A 24,219-nucleotide genomic window follows, 5' to 3' on the forward strand; every position below is an offset into this window, starting at 1 on the left:
CGTGCCATGGGTTTTAATAAAAATCGCCAGTGGGCACCTCGTCATCCTCTGGGGCGATGGGTAAATTAGCAAAGCCTTCCAGTAAACCATACACAGCCCAAATGGCCATGGCCCGCAGGTAATGGCTAGCTCGGAAAGTCCCCACAGCAGTGATCGCCTCCGGGGTACGGAATTGTAAGCCGTTGCCATAAACCTGGTTAACAACTTTTTCTGTCATGGTCAGCGCCTCCTCTTTTTTGCCCATTTGAATTAAAAAGGCCGCCAAACCAAAATTAATACCTGTCCACACCTCCAAAGGATGGGTATCGTTGGGATTTTGGGGGGAACCATCGGGCAAAAGACCGTTGGCCGCCCCTAGCTGACCGTTGGCAAATTTAAGGAAACAGGTATCATAAACCTTTGCTAAAGCCTTTTCCGCGTACTGATTTTCCACCACGTCCGGCAGATCTAATAACCGGGCATAAAATTGCCCACAGAGTTGATCGGCCATCACCACTTGGGAACCGCTTTGGCTATCCAGGTTGTAATATTCCCCATTCCATAGGGTGTCGTGGTATAAACTCCGGGCTTGGGCTAACCATTGCTGATATTTGGCGATCGCCATTGCCATATCCCCGGGATCTAAATGGGTTTGTTGGGGAGGGTTGTCCAAGAGGTATTTACCCATAACCAAAGCGGCTTCTAGGGCCGCAATCCAAAGACCACCACAATAGGCACTAATACCCTGTAACCGCCAATCGTCAAAGGTTTGATCCGGTGCGCCGGAATTTTCGGGAATACCATCGTTATCAAGATCAAATCCTTTCAGATAATCCAACGCTGCCACAATGCTGGGCCAACATTCTCCTAAAAATTCCCCATCGGCATCGGGTAATAGGAGAAAATCTCGATACACCAACAGAACAAAATCACTGCCTAAATCCTTCCACAAATTACAATCCTGGTAAGCGGTGTAATTGCTCCTTTCCCAGGGATGCTCATTGGGCGCTCCCAAATCGTGGGGCGTGGCATTTTTGACCTTGCGGGGGGCGAGGGAAAGATTATAACCAATGACCCGTTCCTTTGGATCTTCGGTGGGAATGGCCCGAGCAAAGGCCAACATCACCGCCTTCTCCAGTTTTGGCCAGTGCATCAGCAACCCAAAGGAGCCGTAAAGCCGCACGTCTAAGCTTTCATACCAGCGGTAATCCATACATTCACAGACCCCGAACTGCCCCACCGGATCATTTTCCGTGGCCGCAGTCCATAAAGTTCCCCCCTGGGTCAATAGATATAACTCGTTGAATAGGGACATTTTTAGCCAATCCGGTAAACGAGGATTTTCCAGAATGAGGGCTTGCCAAGCTTCAATTTTTTTCCGCCAAGTATCGCTATGTTTCAAAGCCGTGCGGATCATGGACCAGACATTTTTGCCGTTGCGGCCGTAGAAATCCGTATAACGCCGGTAATAGGTCACCCCCTGGGCAAATTCCGTAATGGGCAAATCCCAGGCCAACAGGAAAGGAATTTTCTTTGTTTTTCCCGGTCGCACAGTGAAGCGCAAACAGAATGCCCCAGCAATTTGTTCCCCCGGTTCCGCTGCGGTTTCGTCTTGAATATCCGGTAGGGAACCATTCCCGGCAAACCAGTCCCACACTGCCGAGCCATCGCCACTGGGATTCCAACGGTTATGGTAAAACACTTCTACACTGGGATTGCTGACGCTGGCGATGCACATTTGCCCTTCCCCTTCCCGGAGAGCATCGTGGGGTTGCACTCGATTAAAAAGACAACCGATCCGGAAACCATCCTGGATCCATTGGTTAAAATTCCCCGTACTATCCCCCCAGCGGGGTTGATACTCATACTCCGGGCTACCGTCATCCCGCAATTTGACAGTGGGGGATTTGATGGCATTGGTAAACCAACCAACACTGTTTTGCCAGGTGAGCATAATGCTCAGGGTAATGGGCTTATCGGTGGGATTGTGGACAGTCCAATCAAAAACCGCTAGGGGATAACTACTTTCTTGATAGTTTCCGCCCCACACCGGGGAAAATTGCTCACAAATCAGTTCACTTTTAAAAACGCCCTGATATTCATACCAACTACGGGGATAGAGGGCGCTGTATTGTCCTTTTTCTTTGGGATACCATTGCCAACGGCTGAGACTACCATCTTCCGGAGCTTCGGTGGCCATGGCGTAGGCTTGGGCTTGTTCCCCTTCTACCTGCTCGTAAACGCTGAACTGACAAGCCGGCAAGTTTTTAAAAATATGGTTGCCCCCATCCAAATGCCAGAGGTTAAATTTCCCCGTTGGCGATCGCCCGATGCAACCGGCCCCAAACCCCCCTAGGGGCATGCCGTGGTCGGGGCCATCGTCAAGGTTACTGGCATAGCGTACGGTGTAGGGCTTTTCCCAATCTTTACCAATGGGTCGTTGCCAAGCACAGGATGGAATTTCTGGTTTTTGGACTAGCAGGGACATTTGGGGGCAGGGGCGATAAATTTGGCTGATCAGCTGTCCGCATCATGGTAATGGAATAGGGCGAATGGGGGAAGGTACGACGTTTTTCTATCGACATTCTTCCCCATCAATGGCGGCCATGGGTGAGTCGGAGTAAAGGAACTTTTCAAATGTATCATAGGGGGAATATAAGGTGATATGAGGGGAAAGATCTGCCATTACCGGCATCGGTGGTTAGGGCTAAAAAATAGGGAGTAAGCATTTAATTCCATAACAAATTCATCAAAAAATCAGTCAACTAAGGAGATTTAAACACCGTGCAAATTTATTTGATATATATAGTTGATTTAATTGAAAGTAAGACATTACCAGAGCTAAAAGCGTCTTTGGCAAAGACTTTAGTCGTCTCAATTTTACTTTGATTGATTATATCTTTATTTTTTTAGCCAGACTGATGAAAGAAAGATTTTTTGCCTTAAATAAACTAAAAGTTAATACAAAAATTTATACTTGCCCACTGGCCAAGGGCATAGGGGCGATCACCCAGAAAATAAATTAAGTAAGATAATGATTGCATAACGGTAGACTATGGGCGTCTGCAGGTATTTGTTTAAACGTTTCCTCTGAACCAAATTGAGTGTTCCCCCCCCTAAATGGCAAATTTCGTTGCACTGGGTCTCGGTTTTCCCCTTTGTGCTCCAAATTGTCGGGGCCGGGGTGTTGGTGTTGATATTTGCGCCGAAATTTAATTTTTTAAACCAATTGGACGGCGATCGCCAGCTTTTCCTGTTATTTGCCATTGTCATTTTTTTAATTCCTGTCCTAGTTAGCCTCTACATTGCCCACTCAGTTGCCAGACCCCTACAAAGGCTAACTGACACCATTCACAACCTACGACAAGGTCATTGGCATCGGCCAATATCCGAGGACATTCCCATTGCCGAAATTCAGCAATTATTTAGTACATTTAATCGAATGGCCGTGGGTCTACAAAAATCCCTGGAACAAGCCAGGGAAGAACTCCAGGGCTCCAGGGAGTTGTATCAACAGGTGGTGCAAAGTCAAACGGATTTTATTTTGCGCTCCCAACCGGATACCACCATAACCTTTGCCAATGATGCCCTTTGCCAAGCTCTGGGTCTTTCCCTCTCGGAAGTAATTGGTTTGCGATGGCTGGATTTTGTTGAGGAGGAAGACCTCAAAGGAGTAATGGAGAAAATCGCTTCCTTAAGGCCAGAGCAATCCCAGTTCATTAATGAGAATCGGGATCAAAGGGCGGAGGCAGTGGTGGGCTACACCCAATGGATTAACCAAGGCATTTTTGACGAAAGGGGCAACTTACTTGAAATTCAGTCCGTTGGTCGGGATATTTCTGCCTTGAAAGAAACCCAATTGGAATTAAGAAAAAGTCAAAAATTCATTGAAAGTATTGCCGAAGCAACCCCTAGCCTTCTTTATATTTATGATCATATTAAACAAGCCAATGCCTATAGTAATCGCTCCGTTGCGGAAATTCTTGGTTATTCCCCTGAGCAAATCAAAGCCATGGGGGCTAGTTTATTTATCAATATCTGCCATCCAGAGGATTTATCTCGGGTTTTAGCCGCAGTGGAAAAGTGCTCCACTTTAGCCGATGGAGAAATGATCGAAATTGAGTACCGAGTCAAAAATGCCCAAGGTCAGTGGCGTTGGCTGCTGAGCCGGGACTTAGTATTCAGTCGCACCGAAACAGGGGCAGTCTGGCAAACTTTAGGGACAGCCCAGGATATTACCCAACGCAAAGAAGCAGAGCTTGAACTGCAAAAAATCAAAAGCTTCCTTGCTTCCATTGTAGAAAATATTCCTGATATGATTTTTGTTAAAGATGCAGAAACTTTAAAGTATTTAGAATTAAATAAAACCGGAGAAAACCTGATTGGCTGTAGCAAAGAGGAGGTACTAGGGAAAAATGATTACGACCTATTCCCCCAGGAGCAAGCTGACTGGTTTTATCAAGAGGATCAGGAGGTTTTGCTATCCGGGCAAGTTAAAAATATTCCAATGGCAACTATCCAAACTCGCATCCTGGGCCCACGAATTTTACACACCAAGAAAATTCCTATTTTTAATGATCTAGGTCGAATTCAATATTTATTAGGCATCTCCGCTGACGTCACTGATTTACGAGAATTGGAACAGCGTTTACGGGAGTTAGCCCGTCATATTCCTGGGGTTATTTATCAGTTTAGGATGCGCCCCGATGGAACTTTTCACTTTCCCTACGCCAGTGAAGGCATCCGTGATATTTATGGTGTTACCCCTGAGGAAATGCTGGAAAGTTCTGACGGATTATTAAAAGTGCTCCATCCAGATGAGGTAGAGGAAATTTTCCAATCAATTTACAGGTCAGCGGCCACTTTAACCCCTTGGCATCATGAGTATCGAGTTTGTTTTCCCGATGGAAGAATTATCTGGGTGCTGGGCCATGCCACACCACAACGGCAAAGTGATGGGGGAACTATTTGGCACGGTTACATTAAAGACATTACCGAACAAAAAGAAAAAGAATATCTATTAGTCACAGAAAAAGAAAGGGCAGAAAATGCTGAGAAAATTCTTCAAAAAGCTCAGATTCGTCTGGAAAGATTTAATAAAAAGCTGAGTCAGTTGGTGGACATTGATGGACTCACAAAGGTTGCCAACCGTCGCTGTTTCAATATCCGCATCAAACAGGAATGGCGTAGATTATCTCGCTCCCAACAGCCATTGTCGTTAATTTTATTTGACATTGATTATTTTAAAAACTACAACGATTACTATGGCCACCCAGAAGGAGACAACTGTTTAATCAAGGTAGCCCATGGGGTACGACGGGTTGTTAGTCGTCCAGCGGATTTACTTGCCCGCTTTGGGGGGGAAGAGTTTGCCATTATACTGCCGGAAACCAGTGGGGATGGGGTTCTACCAGTGGCGGAAAGAGTTACCGATGCCATTGCCCAATTGGCGATCGCCCATGCCGGTTCGGCCATCAGTGATCAAATCACCGTTAGTTTGGGCATTAGCACCCAGTATCCTTCCCGGGAAAATTACCCCAGGGCCATCATTGAACAGGCAGATCAGGCCCTGTACGAAGCAAAACGTCGGGGCAGAAATCAATACGTGGTTTGGACTGAAGAACTGGCCGAAGAATCTTCGTAGGGTCCCAGGGCCAGCACGGCATTTTTCAAGGCCTCAGAACGATCGCCATAGCAATGACTTTCGGGCACAAAACGAAATACCTGGAGTTTTTCCAAGCGCCGTTTAGTTTGGCCCGCCGCTCCGACAATGTACACCGCTCGACCTTTTTCCGCCGCCTCTTCGATAGCATTTTCTAAAGCCAGGGAAGCGGTTACTCCCAAATGGGGCACATCACTGACATCAAAAACAATGGCCGCACATTCTTTAATGGCATTATGTTCCCTGGCGATCGCCTTGGCAACACCAAAAATCATCGGACCACTGAGTTGGAAAAGTAAAACCCTGCCATTGCCTTCGTCCAACCAACGTTTTTCATTGGGGGAAAGGAGAATTTCATCATCGGCATCGGTAATACTTTTGACTGATTTAGACTGCAGCGCACTCATGCGGTCAATGGTGAGAATATTGGCAATAAATACTCCAATACCAACCGCCGCAATCAGATCCACCAACACCGTCAGGGCAATGACCGCGTACATGATCAACGCCCCCTTGATGGAGACGTGGTGGGCCCGTTTCAGGAAGCCCCAATCAATAATGTCCACCCCCACCTTGAAGGCGATGCCCGCCAATACTGCTAGGGGAATGGTGGCGGCCAAGTTAGCTGCACCCAAAATTACCACCAACAGCACCATGGCCCGAATTAAACCCGACAGGGCTGTGCGACCACCGGACTGGATATTCACCACTGTTCCCATGGTGGCTCCCGCTCCCCCAAGGCCCCCAAACAAACCGGACATGAGGTTGCCAATGCCTTGGCCGACTAATTCTTTATTGGAGTCATGTTCTGTACGGGTCAAACTATCCGCCACCACCGAGGTCAACAGGGCATCAATACAGCCCAACATCCCCAGCACCGCGGCATCAATCAGCATTCTCTGGATTTGATCCGGTTGAAACAGGGGCAATTGCAAAGCCGGTAAGCCCGCTTGGATCTCACCAATGCGACGAATATCTAAATCACTAAATATGGTGACGGAAATGATGGTGCCCAACACCAGAGCAACTAACTGGGGCGGAGCAAACTTTTTCCATTTCGAAGGCATAAACCAAATAATGCCCACCGTCATCAAGGCCAGTAGGGTTTCCACCGGTCTGACATTGGTCACCAGGGTTGGTAGAGCCTGCAGGGTTCCAATGACGCCCCCTTTGGGACTAGCCTGGCCCAGAAAAGGAGCCAACTGCAAAATCACCAGAATAATGCCAATGCCGGACATAAAACCGGAAATGACCGTGTAGGGCATCATGGTGACGTATTTGCCCAGCTTGAGAAAACCAAAGGCAATTTGGAATAATCCCGCCATCATGACCACGGTGAAGGCCATAGCCATGCCATTTTCCGGATCCGCCGCCACCAAACTAGCAATTACTGCCGTCTGTACCACTGTCATGGGCCCCGTCGGCTCGGAAATTAAGGTGGGGGTACCGCCAAACAGGGCCGCAAAAAAGCCGACAATTACAGCTCCCCAGAGTCCCGCCGTTGCCCCCGCCCCAGAGGCAATTCCGAAGGCCAGGGCCATGGGCAGAGCAATAACCGCCGCTGTTAAGCCGCCGAAAATGTCCCCCTGCAGGTTCCTAAAGTGAATTTTATTTGTTATCTGCATTATTCAATTCCCAAAAAATGGGTTAGTCATAGTCTTTAGTCTATTAAAAATAGATTTCCATAGAGGATATTCTAGGGGTGCTTTTCAATTCAGGCAATGATGTGGATAAACTCAAGCCCCATAAATTACCGATGGTTAGGGCTAAGGGAAACTTATCAAAGTCAAAGGGAGGAACAATAATGGTTTCACCGGCTCAAACTACGGGGATCTAGGGCATCTCGCAAACCATCCCCCACTAAGTTGAAAGCTAACACTGTCAAAATAATCAGCAAAGCTGGGGGCCAGACTAGCCAAGGTTGCAATACTAGTACAGAAGCATTAGTGGCAATGGAAAGTAAATTTCCCCAACTGGGATCCGGTTGTTGAATACCCAGGCCAATTAAGCTCAGTACGGATTCCGCCACAATGAAGCTGGGCACCGCTAAAGTTGCGGAGATGATAATGTAACTGGCGGTTTGGGGCAAAATATGGCGCACAATAATTCGCCCTGAACCAGCGCCCATGGCTTGGGCCGCTTGGACGTATTCCTGTTGTTTAAGGGAAAGTACCTGGCCTCGAATTACCCTAGCCAATCCTGACCAACTAATAAAGGATGTGATCACCACAATGAGTAAGAACCTTTGGGCACTGCTTAAGCCGGGGGGCAACACTGCGGCCAAGGCCACCAACAGGTAGATACCAGGAATGGTCATTAGCACCTCCACTAGGCGCATTAGAACAACGTCTAGCCAGCCGCCAAAGTAGCCCGCCACTCCTCCCACCAGCATGCCGAGGGGAAAGGAAATGGTAATGCCCACCAGGCCGATGAATAAGCTAATGCGGCCCCCAAAGAGGAGACGACTGAATTGATCTCGCCCCTGTTCATCGGTGCCGAGAAAATTCAACTTGCCCGGGCCTAGGGTGCCAATTAAATGGCGATCGCCTTGGATGCCGGAAAAAATTTCCACTGGGGTAAAACTGGGCGGTAAGGGCAGTTTAATTTGTCCCCAAACGTAACTATCCCCTTTGACCCAGAAGCGCACTGGGGACGGTTGATTAAAATCTATCTCTAAAGGCCTTAATCCCGTTGCTAGATCCGTGGGTAACTGACGGGTGGGATAGACCGTGGGGCCAATCCATCTCCCCTCCGGCGATCGCCAATGGATTTGGGTCGGGGGTAATAGGGAACCATCTACTTGGGCGTTGTAGGGATTATAAGGAGCAAAAATATCTGCCCCAATGACAGCAATGTAAAAGAATAAGAGTAAAATTGACCCCCAACGGGCCAGGCTATTGCGCCGCAGTTTTTTCCACCAATCCATAAAGATTTATCCCCTAGCAACGGCCGCTATCCACATCCAGATAACGTTCAATCAACAAAATAGCAACAATATCGTCCACCGGCCGGGGAGGAGTTCTCAAACCTAGGGGCACTAGGCGCCCTAACCCTTGGGGGGGATACATTTGCCAATATCTCTGCCTCGCTTCCACGGTGCTGTTTTTTTCATCCACCAACGTTAAGGCCATGGCCGGGGGGAGATAACTTTTTAATTGTTTTTGCCATTGTTTGGCGGTGGTTTGGTTGCCCATCACCACTTGCCCCACCTGATATTGCTCACATAGGGCAGGTAACTGTTGGGACACCGTTTGCGAGGGCACTGTGGCATGGTACAAAATCTGGCGATCGCCGGTCATGACAGCCACCCCACATTTATCCCGACCGGGATCAAATCCCAAATAATTCATAACTTTTCTCAATTTTTCTTGATTTTTCAGCTAGACCAACGCTCCATGGTAGCCGTTAGGCCCTAAATCTTCTAGAAAATGACCCAGACAATCTCACTCTGGCGATCGCCATTAGCCCCAACGCATTAGATTAGAATGGATGCCAGAGAAAATCATTGAATAACTATGCCCCGTACCCAACGTAACGATAACTTCATTGATAAGTCCTTTACCGTTATGGCGGACATTATCCTAAAAATTCTGCCCACTAACCAAAAAGCCAAGGAAGCCTTTGTTTACTATCGGGATGGCATGTCAGCCCAGGCGGACGGGGAATACGCAGAGGCGCTGGATAACTACGAAGAGGCGTTACGGTTGGAGGAAAATCCCAATGACCGCAGTTACATTCTCTATAACATGGCCCTGATCCACGCCAGTAACGGTGACCATGAAAAAGCCTTGGGACTTTATCAAGAAGCCATTGAACTAAACCCGAAAATGCCTTCGGCGTTGAATAACATTGCCGTGATCTACCATTTTCAAGGGGAAAAGGCCAAGGAAGCAGGGCAGGAGGACGACGCAGAAAATTTGTTTGATAAGGCGGCGGAGTATTGGAAACAAGCCATACGTCTAGCCCCCAACAATTACATTGAGGCCCAAAACTGGCTCAAGATCACCGGGCGATCGGAAATGGACGTATTTTTCTAACTTTTCCTAACTCCGTCTACTCCGTTCAACTAGGATTATCCACTCCATCGACCAACCGCCTGAGCATACTTTCCGGAGGAGCAGAATTTTGGATTTTGGCGATCGCCGTGCTGGTGCCGGTATTGCCCCAACTGGCCCCCTGGGCCAAATAAATTTTTGTTCCTTCCCCAACAATGTAAGTACTGTAGGCGGCCACTCCTCCCTGGAGTACTGCTCCGCCAGCATAGGCTGCTAGGTTACCGGGGTTTTCAAAAAGACTGACGGTTTTTTGTAAGCCTAAAAATAAAGCTGATACCCATTGGCTCAATAAAATGCCGCCGGAACCGATCAGCACCTTTTTCCAAATGCGTCCCGCTTCGTGGCTGGTGATGGGCAAACCGTAAAGCCGAGCTAAGCCTCGAATTAGCAACAAGTCGGTGATTAAACTGGCGGCCAAATCCAACAAGCCGATGGGATTCGCGGCGATCGCCAGGGCTTTATAGCGCATATATTTACTAATCAGCTGATCTGCTTCAGCGGTACGGATCTGAATGGTTTTAGTGGCAATATTTTGTTCTGCCTGTTCCACCTGGCGCAGGGCATTAAGGGCCAATAGTTGACTGCCATCCCGGTTGAGAATGGTAAAAATTTTCTGCCGTAGCTGGTCCAGTTGGGGTTCCGGTTTTTCCCACCGTTCCTCCGTTGGGCGATCGCCATATTCCAGCCGCACCGGGATAGGGGGGGGATCGGCGGAAACCAAGACAATGTCCTGGGGCGAAAAAATAGGAGTATCCTCTCCGGGGGGCGTTAGGGCCTGTAACTGCTCAAAAATTTGTCCTTGATCCTGCTCTGGATATAAATCAATTTTATTGAATACCAGCAGCAGAGGTTTTTGGGCCCGGCGCAATGTCTGGAGAGCTATAAATTCCGTTTGGGTAATATCCCCCGCAATGACAAACAAAATTAAATCTGCCTGTTGAGCTACGGTTTGGGCCATGGCGGCCCGAGCTCCCCCGGCAATTTCGTCCAACCCTGGCGTGTCAATTAAATCAATTTGAATTTTGTCGTTACTGGACCACCGCACCGATTGGGGCCATTGGGTTACGCCGTGGAGAGGCCCTGTTTCCAGGCGTTTTTCCCCCAACAAAGCATTAATGACAGTGGACTTGCCCCGGCTGACCAAGCCAAAGGCAGCAATTTTAAAGATCCTTTGCTCTAATTTGGCCAGGGCTTGATTCATGGCTTGAATGTCCTGCCGCACCGCCCCCTGCAATTCCGGATTAGGGGGGTAGTTCCAATGGCGACGCTGGCTGGCATACCAATTTAAGGATTGTTGGATGCTGGCGATCGCCGCAGAGAGGGCAGAATCAGGGACAAAAGAACTCATTCAGCTACGGGAATTACGGAAAAAACTAATCGGGAAAGAATTCTGCATCAAGGACTTCCGCCAGGGAAAAGGGACAATCCACCGGAAAGTTCGAGAGATGTAAGGATGTCTCCCTGGCCGCATCCCTACGGGCAACTTGATAACAATCGGGAAAATGATCGGCCAAAAACGGCTTCAAACTAGGGCTATCGCCGGTAATCAAGTCTAGCTGACGGCGTTGTTCGTTAATAGTCGCTGTCCAACTGTTAGAGCGCTTTTTCGGCTGATAACACCATTTAAGCAAATGAGTAATTAAAACGATAAGCCTATTTTTAACTTCCCGCCTATCACTGCGACCCATGGACTCTATTTCTTCAATCAAATTCTCTAAATCCAGGGATTGCCAATCACCCTGTTTAAGCTGACCCACGGTTTGCTCAATCCAAAGATTGAAATCGGTATCGTACAGAGTCGCGGTTTGTTGCCCCATGCTTTTTCTTCCTCTGCTTTAACTCACCCCTAAAAGCTCACCGGCCACCGCAGAAATAAACCGACGATGGCGATGCTCCAAGATTAGATTAATTGGACTATTAAGTGCTTGCTCCCGAAGCCACCACCGCCACTGCAATTAGCCCCGCCACCAGAACAACGGTAATGGCCGCCATAATCAAATAATTCCGTTTGTCGGCTTTGCTGGGGGCATCGGCCGCATAGATCTTGGGTTCGACGGCAAAATTATTCAGCCGTCCATCATCGTCTTTAGTATATTTGTTCATATTTTAAAGGTTCTCCTGTCGTCGCAAGGGACAAAAAAGTTTGTTATGCTACCCGGGGCCGGAATCTGCCGGAGCCAAGTTTTTGCATAATACCCCAAAACCTAATCGGGCTTGTCCTGGTCTAAAGGGGGAGATGGGGGAAATTCATCGGGATGTTGCCAAGATTTAGGGTCTTCCAGGGGTTCTAAATGGGTAGTCACCCTGGAACCAGCAATGCGTTCGGCGATCGCCGTTTCGATGGATTCACAGAGATCATGGCCCTGTTGAACAGTCCAATGCCCTGGCACCAGGATGTGGAAGGAGATAAAAGACTGGGAGCCGGCCTGTCTAGTTTGCAATAAATGAAAACGAACTCCTTGGTCTTCGTAGGGCAAAAAACAGTTAGTGATTTCCTGCAGTTGGGCCGGGGGCAAAGATTGATCCATTAAGCTGGAGATGGTTTCCCTGAGTAAATTAACCCCAGTCCAAAGCACATTGAGGCCCACCCCTAGGGCAATGAGGGGGTCTAACCATTGCCAACCAGTGAAAAAAATTAACACTACCGCCACCACCACCCCTACCGAAGTCCACACATCCGTCAACAGATGATAGGCATCGGCCCGCAGGGTAATGGAATTTAATCTTTTGCCAGTCCCCATCAAAATCCAAGCCACTACCCCGTTAATCCCAGTGGCGGCGATCGCCAGACCAATACCGAGGATACTTTGCTCCAAAGGTTGGGGGCTGAGCAAACGTTCCACTGCGCTGTAACCGATACCAAAGGCCGCCACCAGAATAAAAGCCCCCTCTAGGCCACTGGAAAAGTATTCCGCTTTACTATGGCCAAAGGGGTGTTCGAAATCCGCTGGGGTCGCCGCCAAAGACAGGGCCCAAAAGGCCATGATCGCCGAAGCCAGATTCACAGTGGATTCCAGCGCATCGGACAACAGGCCTACGGAACCAGTGATGGCGTAGGCCCCCAACTTCAAACCCATGGTGGCCAAGGCCGCACCGATGGAAAGAACCGCATAGGGACGGGCGATACGGGCGGTCATTGGGTTCAAAAATTAAGACTAAAAGACAGTGGCTAGCAAATTAGGCTGGTTGAAAGACAAAAACCTAGGCCGCCCGCAAACAATCCAGTAAAGGTTGCCAACGGAAAACTCGATCGCCGCCCATTTCCAAAATGATCTTCAGCCGGGGTTCCCGTTTGGTCAGGCTAATTAAATCTTGAATTTCCGTTTGGGAGAGGATATAACCCTCCAAAACCCAGAGCACTAATCCTTTACTCTGGGGCGGCAAATTGTCCAACTGATAACCGGCCATGGGCTGGGCAAAGTAAATTGGACCCACCGCCCCTTCCTGGGCAATATTTTTCTTACCTAGATGGGCTGGACGCACCCCATGGACCTCCATGAGATAGGCTCCCACATCCCCCAATCCGCGGGCTGAAAGGGAAATACTGCTGTAGCCATGGGCCCGCAACCGCCTTTGGTAACGACCTTCATAACCACCCTCCAGGGGAGCATAGACCGCCAAAGCTCCGGCATTTTCCAAAGCGCGGATAAATCCTTTTCCGTTGGCAATTAATGGCAATGGCAACATGGCAATAATCAAAGGTTACGGGGAACTAGAGCAGATTAATCACCAACGATTTTGACACACTCTCCGGGCAAAACAAAGATGGGTCGGCAAGATTTTCCCAAACTTACCCCCAAAGAAAAACCCAAATCTCCCCTGGCCTGTGGCGGTGGAAATTCGGGTTCCGTGGGCTTACAAATTTAACTAAAAATTAGCCTGGCAAGGAAGCCTGACCCATTAGCCTTTGACGGCGGCGGCCACTTCTTCCGCAAAGTTGGTTTCCGCTTTTTCAATGCCTTCCCCGAGGTTAAAGCGAATGAAACGACGGACTTGGATGTTTTCCCCCAACTCGGCGATCGCCTGTTTGACCAATTCTTCAATGGTGATATTTTGGTCTTTGATGTAGGGCTGATCCAGCAAAGATAACTCCTTCAGACGCTTATCAATGCGGCCTTGGACAATTTTTTCCTTGATGTTGGCAGGCTTTTTCCCAAGGTCATCCCGACCCATTTCAATTTCTTTTTCTTTGGCCACCATTTCCTGGGGAATATCGGCAACGCTGACGTATTCCACATTAGGACAAGCGGCAATCTGCATCGCCACATCATTGACCAAATCTTTAAAACGATCGCCCCGGGCAACGAAGTCAGTTTCGCAATTTACTTCCACCAACACGCCAATGCGACCACCAAAGTGGATATAGCTATGGACTAAACCTTCAGCGGCGGTGCGGCCAGATTTTTTATCCGCTGAGGCAATGCCCTTCTGGCGGAGCCATTCAATGGACTTTTCTAAATTACCCTCATTTTCCTTTAGGGCTTTTTTACAGTCCATCATGCCTGCGCCGGTTTTTTCACGCAGTTCCTTAACGAGTTGAGCGGTAATTTCTGCCATGGTTATTGTTCCTAATCAATTTTTCTATAATTGCACGGTAATTATCGAGCCGAGGGACAAAGAGTAATGGAAAACACCAACTATTTATCCCCCAGCACCAAAACTACATTTTTCTCAAGTCTAGGGTTAGGGGAAGGGGGCAAAGAGCTGTAACCTAAGCTTCTGGAGTACCTTCGGTTTCCGCTTCGGCCACTTCATCCGCCACATCTTCAGCGACATCCATTTCCAAGCTGTCCCCATCCAAACCTTCGTCAAACTCTTCGTAGTCATCGCTGACATCCGGTTGACCGTGGCGACCTTCGTAGATGGCATCGGCCAGTTTGCCCACAATCAGCTTAATGGAACGGATAGCATCGTCGTTGGCGGGAATGGGTACATCCACCACATCGGGGTCACAGTTGGTATCCAACATGGCAATGATGGGAATGCCCAGCTTTTGGCATTCATGGATGGCGTTATGTTCCCGTCGTTGGTCCACAATGACCACCACGTCGGGGAGTTTACGCATATTTTTAATGCCGCCGAGGTACTTTTGCAATTTGCCCAATTCCCGCCGGAGCATGGAACCTTCTTTTTTGGGGCGGCGGTCAATGGCACCACTGCTTTCCAGGGCTTCCAATTCCTTCAGGCGATCAACCCGTTTGCGGATGGTTTCCCAGTTGGTTAGCATGCCCCCCAACCAGCGTTGGTTAACATAATGGGCGCCACAGCGTTGGGCCTCTTGGGAAATAATGCCGGCAGCCTGGCGTTTAGTCCCGACGAATAAAAACTTTTTGCCGTTAATGGTGGAAGACCGGACATATTCATAGGCCTCCTCCATTAGTTGGGCGGTTTGCACTAGATCAATAATATGCACACCATTGCGGGCAGTGTAGATATATTGATCCATGCGGGGGTTCCAGCGGCGGGTTTGATGGCCGAAGTGAACACCGGACTCCAGCAAATCTGCGAGAGAGACTACGGGCATGTTAAATTTTCTCCTATTCGGGTTTATCCTTCATCCAAGGGAATTTTCGTCTGTGACAAAAACACCCGAAAGCTTGGATGTGCGAATTTTTGACAACCTTCCCAGTTTAGCAGGCGATCGCCATGGTTACCAATGGCGGGTAACTCTGGTTGCGCTCCATAGAGGTGGAAATCCTTCAGTAGCCACAAAAAACAGCATGGCCAACCTAGTCTTTGTTCAACTCTTGGTGAACTAGGTCGGCCATTCAAATGGGTTCCAGGAATTTCTACCCGTAATAAAAGGTCAGAAGACTTCCCGGTCTAGCAATCGTAGTAGAGGGAGAATTCATAGGGGTGGGGACGAAGACGCATGGGGTTAACTTCGTTATCGAGTTTGTACTCAATCCAACTCTCGACAAAATCGAGAGAAAATACACCAGTGCCGGTAAGGAACTCGTGGTCTTTTTCCAATGCCTCCAGCGCCGCTTCCAGGGAGCCGGGGGTAGAAGGAATCTTGGCCAATTCTTCCGGGCTTAGGTCATAGATGTCTACATCCAATGGTTCACCGGGGTCAATCTGGTTTTTAATCCCGTCAATACCAGCGCAGAGCATGGCAGCAAAAGCCAGATAGGGATTAGAGGTGGCATCGGGGCAACGGAATTCTAGGCGTTTAGCCTTGGGGTTACCACCGGAGAGGGGAATCCGCACGGAGGCGGAACGGTTGCCCTGGGAGTAGGCCAAGTTAACGGGGGCTTCAAAGCCGGGCACCAGGCGTTTGTAGGAGTTGGTGGTGGGGTTGGTGAAGGCCAACAGAGCAGGGGCGTGTTTCAAAATACCACCGATGTACCACAGACCCATTTGGCTAAAGCCAGCGTATTTATCCCCGGCAAAGAGGGGTTGACCATCTTTCCAGAGGGACTGGTGCACATGCATGCCAGAACCGTTATCATTGAAGATGGGCTTGGGCATAAAGGTAACGGTCTTGCCGTACTTTTTCGCCACGTTTTTGATCACATATTTATAGATCATCAAGTTGTCAGCGGAATTAACCAACTTGTCGAACTTGATGCCCAACTCGTTTTGACCACCGGAAGCCACTTCGTGGTGATGCTTTTCGATGGGGACGCCGAAGGCCGCCATGGTCAACAACATTTCGGTGCGGATGTCCTGGGCGGTGTCGGTGGGAGCAACGGGAAAATAACCTTGTTTGTAGCCGGGTTTGTAGCCGAGGTTGCCCCCTTCTTCTTCTCGACCGGTGTTCCAACGGCCTTCAACGCTGTCGGCAAAGTAGTAGCTGGAGTTTTCTGTTTGCCCAAAGCGAATGTCATCGAAGAGAAAAAATTCTGCTTCGGGGCCAAAATAGACGGTGTCGGCAATGCCGGTACTGCGGAGATATTCAGCGGCTTTAGCGGCAATGGTGCGGGGGTCCCGGTTATACCATTCCCCGGTGCGGGGCTCCTTGATGCTACAAATCATAGTCAAGGTAGGTTCTTTACAGAAGGGATCGATGGTGGCGGTGTTTGGGTCGGGCACCATGCACATGTCGGATTCGTTAATGGCTTTCCACCCCCGGATACTGGAGCCATCAAAGGGGATACCTTCGACGAAGGAGTTTTCGTCTAGTTGATCGTAGTAGAAGGAGCAGTGCTGCCAGATCCCCGGCGTGTCAATAAATTTCAGGTCGATGATCTTAATTTTTTCGTCTTGGATCCACTTGAGGACTTCCTGGGGGGTTTTAGCCATTTTTTCTCCTTAGTGCAGTCAGATAGATTACGATTTTGCGCTGCGTCGACTATCCATCCTAAAGAGTCAAGTAGTTAGAAAATGTATTTTTAGCTACCAATTTTTTCGGTGTCACTTTGGCGATCGCCGAGAAATGGAGGAAACAATGGCAAATCCCATTAACATTTAGATCAGTGACCATATCAAACCCGCAAGCACTTAATATTGCTGTGATCCCATCTGACCTTTTCCTCCGGGATGCCATCATTACGGATTTAGATTCCATTGTTGCTATCTATAATGCCAACATTCCCCAAAATGTAGCCACCGGAGACACCGATGCGATCACGGTGGAGAGTCGTCGTCAGTGGTTTGCGGATCATAGCCCGGACACCTATCCCCTCTGGGTTTTGGCCACTGAGAAAAAACAAATCTTGGGTTGGTTGGGCTTTCAAAGGTTTTATGGTCGTCCGGCCTACCACCGCACTGCGGAGTTAAGCATCTATATTGATCCCCAATGGCATCACCGTGGCCTAGGGCAGTATTTACTAAAAATGGCGATCGCCAAGGCGCCCCAATTGGGCTTAAAAACCTTACTGGGATATATTTTTGCCCATAATCAACCCAGCGTTCGTTTGTTCCAACACCATGGCTTTGAACAATGGGGCTTATTACCAAAGGTAGCGGAGTTGGGAGGACAGGAAAGGGATTTGCTAATTCTCGGCCTACGGTTGACAGAATCAGAATGATAGCTTTTTTATTTGGATTTAGATAAAGAAGTATTTAAAGATCAAAATCTTCAAATTCCGCTTTCAATTCCCTTTCCATCAAAGCTTCCACCGCCTGGGGAGGGGTGATTTTACCGTGGAGTAAACGGTAGACTTGCCTAGTGATGGGCACAGCAATTTTTTCCCGATTGGCAATTTTGATTAGTACGTTAGTGGTGTTTACCCCTTCGGCGGTACCTCCCAAATTAAGCAAAATTTCCTCCAAGGATTGACCTTTGGATAAGCCGTAGCCCACCCGGTAGTTACGGCTGAGCATACTAGAACAGGTGGCCAAAAGGTCTCCTAACCCCGCCAGTCCCCAAAAGGTGTCCGGTTGAGCACCAAAATGTAGCCCCACCCTAGTGATTTCCGGCAGTGCCCTAGTGATCAGGGCGGATTTGGCATTGGTCCCCAGCCCTAGCCCCTCACACACTCCAACGGCGATCGCCATAACATTTTTTAAGGTGCCCCCCAACTCCGTGCCTAGGGGATCATTGTTGGTGTAGACCCGGAAGTTCTCCGACGCAAAAATTGTCTGTATTTCCTCCGCCGCCTGCTGGTTACTGCTGGCCACTACCGTTGCCGCCGGCAAACCCTGATCAATTTCCTTGGATAGATTGGGCCCCGACAGAACGGCGATCGGCTGGGAGGGGAGAGATTGTTGCCAAATTTGGGAAGGGGTCATCATAGTCTGGGGATCTAAACCTTTGGTAGCGGTGACCAAAATGATCCGCCGTTGGAGGTCCATGGCTTGTAACCGAGCCGCCACCGATGGCACCCCCTTAATGGAAACCGCAGAGACAATTACATCCGCCCCAGCCACCATCGATTCCAAGCTTTGTTGGGGATCCCTACCGCGAGACCACACTTGGGTGGAGATACCATTGCTATCTAGCAGATAGGTAAGACTAGAGCCCCAGGCCCCAGCCCCTAGAACGGTGACATGGAGAGGAGCATTAGTATTGACAAAGGACATGGTAGTTTTTGGTAATTCGTCTTCGCTTCCATTATGGCCATGGATTGGTACTCCCATTGCCCCTGTTTGTAATTTAGTAAATATGCTTCAAACCCCAAGGAAGTTCATGAAGCGTCTCCGTTGATCTATGATCTATGGGCCTCTCTACCAAGGGCTACCCACCAGGGTGAAACTACTCCAGAAATAGGGGTGGCTCAAATCGTCCGTTACTAAGCGTTGCCGAATATCCGGCGGTAAGTTCGCCAAGGAAATGGTGGTACCATCCCCAAGGACTAGATTGCCGTCGACCACCTTGATCTTCTTCTGGAGCAGACTGAGTTGAGCCTGCTGTAAGGCTTTAGCCTTAATTGGGGCGTGTTGTAGTCGGTCATATAAACTGGTCATCAAAGCAAAAGTCCCCTCATCGCTGACATACCACAGACTACCGATCGCCGTTTTAACTCCGGTTTTTACCGCCAGACCAGCAAAGCCCAATTCTGCATCGAAGTCCCCAACCGCGGTGCGACAGGCCGATAGAACCATCAAGTCAATAGGTTTATTTAAACCAACGTTGGCAAATTGGTCTAAATCTAAGGATCTGTCACTAAAAACGATAAAGGAATTGTTACGATTGCCGGGCAAAAATTCCCCATGGGTGGCTAGGTGTACCAGTCGATATTCCTGGGTAGCAAGGGACTGCACAAAATTATCCACAGTAAATTGCTCGTTCAGGAAGGCACTGCCCCGCCAGAGTTGATTGGTGATGGTATCCACCTCCACCGCCGCCGCTGGCAATGGATTTTGGTTGGCAAATGTCTCCGCCCCCATGGCTAGAATCCGGGCCCCATTTAGGGGAGCATAATCCCGGTTGGTGAGGGCCAAACTAGGCATTAGTCCCACACTGTATTGTTCGATTAGGTATTGCTCCGACTGGCGATCGTACATCGCAGCCATGGGTAAAGAACGTAACCCTCGATCGAGAATAAAGCTAATATTTTCAATTTCCCTTTCTTTATTCCTCAAAATCGGCATAATTGGCCTAATTAACCAGTCATATAACTGAGATGCTTGGGCTTGGTAATTGTCTCCTCGATTTGCCGCAGTTAGGTTCCGGTTCAGAATCTCCACTTGGCGGATTACTTCCCGACGGCTGACATTGACTGGAATCGGCTCGGTAATGCCATCTTCCGTCACCACCACAATCACCAATTGATCATCGGGCTGGGGACTGTTATTGGGAGGAATTATAAGTTGTTCGGCCGATGCTACCCGCCAATCTCTAATCTGGGGATAGAGTGCCACAGGGGGAATAGCGCCTTCATTGTTCGAAGAAAATTGCCATTCAGGAAGAATTTCCTCCAAAGTTCCTGGGGGATAGAAATAGATGTAAACCAAGGCAGAATTAACCCCAGTGTTAAGGTTCAATTCTCCCAGCACTTCAACGGGATTAACTAGTTCAAGCTCAACATTCAAATTAAGGTGACTGGTAAACTGTGCAGAAATTCTTTCCTCTACGTTTTCATTGAGTTGTTGTTGTAAAGCAACTTGATTAGAAGGGAAATTAACCCCCATATTACCGGTGAAAAGATTAATACCCGGAACGCTGTCTTGGCTCTGAATTTCCAGACTTGGGGTATTAGTAACAGTGGATCGCTCAATCTCAAACGATATCTGCCTCTCATCATCGACTTCTTCAACATCCGGAGGAGTCGGGGGCTCCACAGATATGGGAGGAGTTGGCGGCTCGGGTTCAGGTTCCGGCTCGGGCTCAGGTTCAGGTTCTGGCTCGGGCTCGGGTTCCGGTTCAGGTTCCGGCTCGGGCTCAGGTTCCGGTTCCGGTTCCGGCTCGGGCTCAGGTTCCGGCTCAGGTTCCGGCTCGGGTTCCGGTTCAGGTTCAGGTTCCGGCTCGGGCTCAGGTTCAGGTTCTGGCTCGGGCTCGGGTTCAGGTTCTGGCTCGGGTTCCGGTTCAGGTTCTGGCTCAGGCTCGGGTTCAGGTTCTGGCTCGGGTTCCGGTTCAGGTTCCGGCTCGGGCTCAGGTTCAGGTTCCGGCTCGGGTTCAGGTTCCGGCTCGGGTTCAGGTTCCGGCTCGGGTTCAGGTTCCGGCTCGGGCTCAGGTTCCGGCTCGGGTTCAGGTTCCGGCTCGGGTTCAGGTTCCGGCTCGGGTTCAGGTTCCGGCTCGGGTTCAGGTTCCGGCTCGGGTTCAGGTTCCGGCTCGGGTTCAGGTTCAGGTTCAGGTTCAGGTTCCGGCTCGGGTTCAGGTTCCGGCTCGGGCTCAGGTTCCGGCTCGGGTTCAGGTTCCGGCTCGGGTTCAGGTTCCGGCTCGGGTTCAGGTTCCGGCTCGGGTTCAGGTTCCGGCTCGGGTTCAGGTTCCGGCTCGGGTTCAGGTTCAGGTTCAGGTTCAGGTTCCGGCTCGGGTTCAGTAGTTATGGTTATATTATCAAGGGTAAAAGTATCAAAAATGGGGGGTGTACCGATTGGCACAGTATTGTCGTCTCCCGAACTAATTGCCCCAAGAGTCCCATTGGTAATGGGATTACCAACGATGAAAGGTTCAGTTCCACCAAACTGAATGTAGACCGATCCTCCAGCTGTGGCGCCAGCCGTATAAATACTGAGAGGCAGTGCTTCTTCACCTAGGAAAAAGCCATCGATCGCCCGAAAATAACGAGCAGCCTCAACATAGACGTCCCCTCCCGTACCTTCATACCCTTTGGTGAATAAATAACCAACTTCGATATCTCCCCCCGACTGAATAAAAATATCACCACCATTGACTGCCGACGTATCTATGTAACTAGTGGTAATATCTCCCCCTGCTTGTAGGAATACATTCCCTGGTGCCCCATTCCCCCCAGTGTATATGTAGGAGCCAATTAAAATGTTCAGCGGAGCCTCAACATATACATCTCCACTGGTTTGACTGCCATAGGTATTTAAATAATCAATGATCTGTATATTCTGGCCCGCCTGAAAGAAAATATCGCCTCCATTTTTGCCAGCGGTGAATATGTAATTCGTGGTAATGCTACCATCTGCTGTGAGGAAAACATTTCCTCCCGTACCTTCATTGAGAGATTCACTCGAATAGGCCCCAGTATCAATAAAGGCAGTGGTAATGTCTCCCTTGCTTTCGATAGAAACAGCTCCCCCCAAGCTGTCTATTTCTAAGCCATCTCCAAATCCTCGAGCATCAATGTAGGCAGTATTAGTATCACCACCGGAAGATAGGGTGACGTTACCGCCATTGGTTCCCGATGTTTCTATATAGCCAGTGGCGAGATTTCCCCCAGCATTAAGGACTACATTACCTGCGGAGCCACTCAATGGAGAGGTAACTATTGATCCAGTTGAAATATTGCCCAAAGCTTGTATGTCTAAATTTCCACCCTGGGTGTTGATATTACCAAAAGAAACATTCTTCCCCGCGCTAAGCAGTACATCGGATGCTATTTCCGCCGCGCCAATAGAAAAAGAAGAGAGGGTAATTGTATTGAGAAAAGAAGAAAATGGGCTAGTTATATTTTGAGCAGCCTGAACCTGAAGACCTCCATTAACTAGAATATTGTTAGTGAAAATCACTGAGCCCACACTACTGGTCAAATTGACCGGCTGTAACCCATAGAATATCCCGTCAAAAATTTGATTTTCCTGGGCAAGGATATCATTACTAACATAAATCTCCGTAGCGGTGACACCGAAACTTTTCAGGGGAGTAGTAGTACCAGCTCCGTTATCAAAATAAATAAAGTTAGCGTTGCCTAATAGATCAAATCCACCGTTGACAGCCTTACGGAAATAAATATCGTATCCCGGAGCAGTAAATGTTGTGTTGGCATTGAGTTGAATTTTATTGTCAAAATTTAAATTGGTGAAAGGGGATGTGACTAATGTATTTCCAGTATCAATAGGCCCTGTGTTGGCAAAAATGATCGAACCTGTTCCTAAAAATACCGGCGCCTCTAGGGTGACTAGGGACGAATCAAAAGTGATGTTATTAGGGGAATTTGTAGCAAATATCGGCTGACTGACAGCAATGGATTTGTCTGCCTGGAGGACAACATTGCTCAAAAGCAAATTACTTTCAACGGTGGAAGCGGAAATAAGACCAGGCTCAGCATTAGGATTATTGACAAGACCAACAATCAATTCCTGGGGATCCAACAACCAAATCCCTGTTTCCCCCATGGTTGCTAAGGTATTTACCCTGGCAGTGTCGCCAATAATCAAACTTTTAGCACCGGAGGTCTCCACCAAACCTCCGTCCCCCCCCATGGTTCCGCCCTGGGCAAAAATGTTGCCACTAAAACGGGTAGAGTCATCGGCCCAAACAATAACGGTCCCCCCATCCCCTGCTAATAGACCATCGGCTTTAATTACCGAATTACTATCCACCAGGGCTTGGGATGCACTAGGGAAAGTAGGTTGACCCTGAAAATCACCACCAATACGGACTGTACCGCCGCCGCCATTGCCTGAAACATCCACCGTAGCCCCTTGCAATGCAACCCGATCGCCGGCGATCGCCACTTGGCCCCCGGAGGAAATATTAGTGCTTTTACCACTGGCATCAACATTGCCCGATACGGTGACAGAACCCGGTAATGAAGAAATCGTTGTATTTGTACTTGTGTTAATTACACTGCCATCAGGTTGCACCGCTAAACCTAGATCGAGATTTTGTGCTCCCCGGGTCAACAGGGTCGGTAGATCCAGCACCGAAAAAGAACCATTTTTGCCAATCTGGGGAGCAACTTCCACCTCCAAACTCAGTAGACTGCCGACTTGGGAAATGCGGATACGATTTTGCCCTGGCACGGCGGCCACGGTGATACTTCCCCCCGGTGCTGACAATGAACCAGTGTTGACAACGGTACTTCCCAAAAAGGTGATACTTTTACCTTCCGTGACTGATAAATCCCCAGCATTAATGATCAGCCCAGGGTTAGCCAAATCAAAGGCAAATTGGCTTGGATTGCCTATCAATGAACTGTAATCATTGTCAGAAAAAGCCTGGAACCATTGGTCATTACCAAAACCGATCGCCGAGCCGGTGGTGACGACAAAATCTCCCGGTACATTGATGCTGGCATTGGGACCAAAAATCATCCCTGCTGGGTTCATCAAAAAGAGATTGGAATTGCCCCCGGTAACTTGGATGAGACCGTTAATAATCGACGCATCCCCCCCCACAATTCGGGTGAGAATGTTCCGAATATCGGGGTTAGAAAGGAAATTGGCAATTTGTCCTTGGTCTAGCCCAAACTGTTGCAAACTGTGGAATAAATTCTTCCCATCGCCCGATAAACTGCCCCCACCAATGTTGAATTGATTTCCCTGGCTATCAACCGTTGTGCCAGTGCCGTCCGCAGCTGGGGTGATGTTCTGGGCCAGCGTACTCGGCATAGTACCAGTCAAACAAACCAGCAAACTCGAGCCGAACAAGCGGAGCAAGCGGAAAGGGGGGATGAACACAGCTATTTCCAGCAAAATGGGACGCTGACGACAATTAATGGACAAAATAGACCCACTAACTACCCATCGATTATATCCAACCCTTCGCCGGGACGACATCTGAAA

At 49.0% G+C, this 24,219-nt stretch carries 18 protein-coding genes; 4 read left to right on the forward strand and 14 right to left on the reverse strand.

What is annotated here, in order from left to right; all coding sequences use genetic code 11:
• Positions 1–13 precede the first annotated feature (13 nt).
• Positions 14–2,467 (reverse strand): GH116 family glycosyl hydrolase, encoded by a 2,454-nt coding sequence (locus tag D082_RS10015; RefSeq protein ID WP_028947805.1) that lies wholly within the window; start codon positions 2,465–2,467, stop codon positions 14–16.
• A gap of 612 nt (positions 2,468–3,079) precedes the next feature.
• Between D082_RS10015 and D082_RS10020 the strand changes: the two genes are divergently transcribed.
• A complete protein-coding gene (locus D082_RS10020) occupies positions 3,080–5,623 on the forward strand; it encodes a PAS domain S-box protein (protein ID WP_238546683.1) in 2,544 nt (847 codons plus the stop codon).
• Here D082_RS10020 and D082_RS10025 read toward each other — a convergent pair.
• The 3 genes from D082_RS10025 to D082_RS10035 all read right to left on the reverse strand — a co-directional run bounded on the left by D082_RS10025 (position 5,578) and on the right by D082_RS10035 (position 8,991).
• The gene (locus D082_RS10025) at positions 5,578–7,266 is read right to left on the reverse strand and encodes a SulP family inorganic anion transporter (protein WP_028947803.1); all 1,689 of its coding nucleotides are present in this window, start codon (positions 7,264–7,266) and stop codon (positions 5,578–5,580) included. The genes D082_RS10020 and D082_RS10025 overlap by 46 nt on opposite strands.
• A 185-nt stretch (positions 7,267–7,451) precedes the next feature.
• A complete protein-coding gene (locus D082_RS10030; protein ID WP_028947802.1) occupies positions 7,452–8,567 on the reverse strand; it encodes an ABC transporter permease in 1,116 nt (371 codons plus the stop codon).
• 13 nt (positions 8,568–8,580) lie between these two features.
• A complete protein-coding gene (locus D082_RS10035) occupies positions 8,581–8,991 on the reverse strand; it encodes a pre-16S rRNA-processing nuclease YqgF (protein ID WP_028947801.1) in 411 nt (136 codons plus the stop codon).
• 165 nt (positions 8,992–9,156) lie between these two features.
• Here D082_RS10035 and D082_RS10040 point away from each other — a divergent pair, with 165 nt between their 5' ends.
• Positions 9,157–9,678: a photosystem I assembly protein Ycf3 gene (locus D082_RS10040; protein WP_010872764.1), complete on the forward strand. Its 522-nt coding sequence runs from the start codon at positions 9,157–9,159 to the stop codon at positions 9,676–9,678.
• 25 nt (positions 9,679–9,703) lie between these two features.
• Here D082_RS10040 and D082_RS10045 read toward each other — a convergent pair whose 3' ends face one another.
• The 7 genes from D082_RS10045 to rpsB form a co-directional block, all read right to left on the reverse strand.
• Complete coding sequence (locus tag D082_RS10045; RefSeq protein WP_028947800.1) at positions 9,704–11,044, reverse strand: GTP-binding protein; 1,341 nt, start codon at positions 11,042–11,044, stop codon at positions 9,704–9,706.
• A gap of 25 nt (positions 11,045–11,069) precedes the next feature.
• Positions 11,070–11,513, reverse strand: a complete 444-nt coding sequence (locus D082_RS10050; protein ID WP_028947799.1) for a DUF29 domain-containing protein — start codon at positions 11,511–11,513, stop codon at positions 11,070–11,072.
• Positions 11,514–11,613: 100 nt separating this feature from the next.
• On the reverse strand, positions 11,614–11,799 hold the full coding sequence (gene psb34, locus D082_RS10055) for a photosystem II assembly protein Psb34 (RefSeq protein ID WP_028947798.1): 186 nt from the start codon (positions 11,797–11,799) through the stop codon (positions 11,614–11,616).
• Positions 11,800–11,900: 101 nt separating this feature from the next.
• Positions 11,901–12,833, reverse strand: a complete 933-nt coding sequence (locus tag D082_RS10060) for a cation diffusion facilitator family transporter (protein ID WP_028947797.1) — start codon at positions 12,831–12,833, stop codon at positions 11,901–11,903.
• Between the two features lie 64 nt (positions 12,834–12,897).
• Positions 12,898–13,383, reverse strand: a complete 486-nt coding sequence (gene ndhN, locus D082_RS10065) for an NAD(P)H-quinone oxidoreductase subunit N (protein WP_081857639.1) — start codon at positions 13,381–13,383, stop codon at positions 12,898–12,900.
• A gap of 213 nt (positions 13,384–13,596) precedes the next feature.
• On the reverse strand, positions 13,597–14,253 hold the full coding sequence (gene tsf / locus D082_RS10070; protein WP_028947795.1) for a translation elongation factor Ts: 657 nt from the start codon (positions 14,251–14,253) through the stop codon (positions 13,597–13,599).
• 154 nt (positions 14,254–14,407) lie between these two features.
• Positions 14,408–15,220, reverse strand: a complete 813-nt coding sequence (gene rpsB / locus D082_RS10075) for a 30S ribosomal protein S2 (RefSeq protein ID WP_028947794.1) — start codon at positions 15,218–15,220, stop codon at positions 14,408–14,410.
• A 52-nt stretch (positions 15,221–15,272) separates the two neighbouring features.
• On the opposite strand from rpsB, the gene D082_RS10080 reads away from it, so the two are divergent.
• Positions 15,273–15,455: a hypothetical protein gene (locus D082_RS10080; protein WP_028947793.1), complete on the forward strand. Its 183-nt coding sequence runs from the start codon at positions 15,273–15,275 to the stop codon at positions 15,453–15,455.
• 64 nt (positions 15,456–15,519) lie between these two features.
• On the opposite strand, the gene glnA is transcribed toward D082_RS10080, so the two are convergent.
• The gene (gene glnA, locus D082_RS10085; RefSeq protein ID WP_028947792.1) at positions 15,520–16,941 is read right to left on the reverse strand and encodes a type I glutamate--ammonia ligase; all 1,422 of its coding nucleotides are present in this window, start codon (positions 16,939–16,941) and stop codon (positions 15,520–15,522) included.
• Positions 16,942–17,150: 209 nt separating this feature from the next.
• On the opposite strand from glnA, the gene D082_RS10090 reads away from it, so the two are divergent.
• Positions 17,151–17,669: a GNAT family N-acetyltransferase gene (locus D082_RS10090; RefSeq protein WP_028947791.1), complete on the forward strand. Its 519-nt coding sequence runs from the start codon at positions 17,151–17,153 to the stop codon at positions 17,667–17,669.
• A gap of 34 nt (positions 17,670–17,703) precedes the next feature.
• On the opposite strand, the gene D082_RS10095 is transcribed toward D082_RS10090, so the two are convergent.
• Both D082_RS10095 and D082_RS10100 read right to left on the reverse strand, forming a co-directional pair.
• Complete coding sequence (locus D082_RS10095; RefSeq protein ID WP_028947790.1) at positions 17,704–18,663, reverse strand: NAD(P)H-dependent glycerol-3-phosphate dehydrogenase; 960 nt, start codon at positions 18,661–18,663, stop codon at positions 17,704–17,706.
• Between the two features lie 144 nt (positions 18,664–18,807).
• Positions 18,808–24,159: a CHAT domain-containing protein gene (locus tag D082_RS10100; RefSeq protein ID WP_238546684.1), complete on the reverse strand. Its 5,352-nt coding sequence runs from the start codon at positions 24,157–24,159 to the stop codon at positions 18,808–18,810.
• Between the last annotated feature and the right edge of the window lie 60 nt (positions 24,160–24,219).

The sequence above is a fragment of the Synechocystis sp. PCC 6714 genome (assembly GCF_000478825.2).
GTDB lineage: Bacteria > Cyanobacteriota > Cyanobacteriia > Cyanobacteriales > Microcystaceae > Synechocystis.

What these genes read in the sequence shown, in the direction of transcription:
- ndhN (WP_081857639.1), bottom strand. Translation starts at nt 13,383, where the DNA reads ATGTTGCCATTGCCATTAATTGCCAACGGAAAAGGATTTATCCGCGCT.
- D082_RS10050 (WP_028947799.1), bottom strand. Translation starts at nt 11,513, where the DNA reads ATGGGGCAACAAACCGCGACTCTGTACGATACCGATTTCAATCTTTGG.
- psb34 (WP_028947798.1), bottom strand. Translation starts at nt 11,799, where the DNA reads ATGAACAAATATACTAAAGACGATGATGGACGGCTGAATAATTTTGCC.
- D082_RS10025 (WP_028947803.1), bottom strand. Translation starts at nt 7,266, where the DNA reads ATGCAGATAACAAATAAAATTCACTTTAGGAACCTGCAGGGGGACATT.
- D082_RS10060 (WP_028947797.1), bottom strand. Translation starts at nt 12,833, where the DNA reads ATGACCGCCCGTATCGCCCGTCCCTATGCGGTTCTTTCCATCGGTGCG.
- D082_RS10035 (WP_028947801.1), bottom strand. Translation starts at nt 8,991, where the DNA reads ATGAATTATTTGGGATTTGATCCCGGTCGGGATAAATGTGGGGTGGCT.
- D082_RS10030 (WP_028947802.1), bottom strand. Translation starts at nt 8,567, where the DNA reads ATGGATTGGTGGAAAAAACTGCGGCGCAATAGCCTGGCCCGTTGGGGG.
- D082_RS10095 (WP_028947790.1), bottom strand. Translation starts at nt 18,663, where the DNA reads ATGTCCTTTGTCAATACTAATGCTCCTCTCCATGTCACCGTTCTAGGG.
- tsf (WP_028947795.1), bottom strand. Translation starts at nt 14,253, where the DNA reads ATGGCAGAAATTACCGCTCAACTCGTTAAGGAACTGCGTGAAAAAACC.
- rpsB (WP_028947794.1), bottom strand. Translation starts at nt 15,220, where the DNA reads ATGCCCGTAGTCTCTCTCGCAGATTTGCTGGAGTCCGGTGTTCACTTC.
- glnA (WP_028947792.1), bottom strand. Translation starts at nt 16,941, where the DNA reads ATGGCTAAAACCCCCCAGGAAGTCCTCAAGTGGATCCAAGACGAAAAA.
- D082_RS10045 (WP_028947800.1), bottom strand. Translation starts at nt 11,044, where the DNA reads ATGAGTTCTTTTGTCCCTGATTCTGCCCTCTCTGCGGCGATCGCCAGC.
- D082_RS10040 (WP_010872764.1), top strand. Translation starts at nt 9,157, where the DNA reads ATGCCCCGTACCCAACGTAACGATAACTTCATTGATAAGTCCTTTACC.
- D082_RS10015 (WP_028947805.1), bottom strand. Translation starts at nt 2,467, where the DNA reads ATGTCCCTGCTAGTCCAAAAACCAGAAATTCCATCCTGTGCTTGGCAA.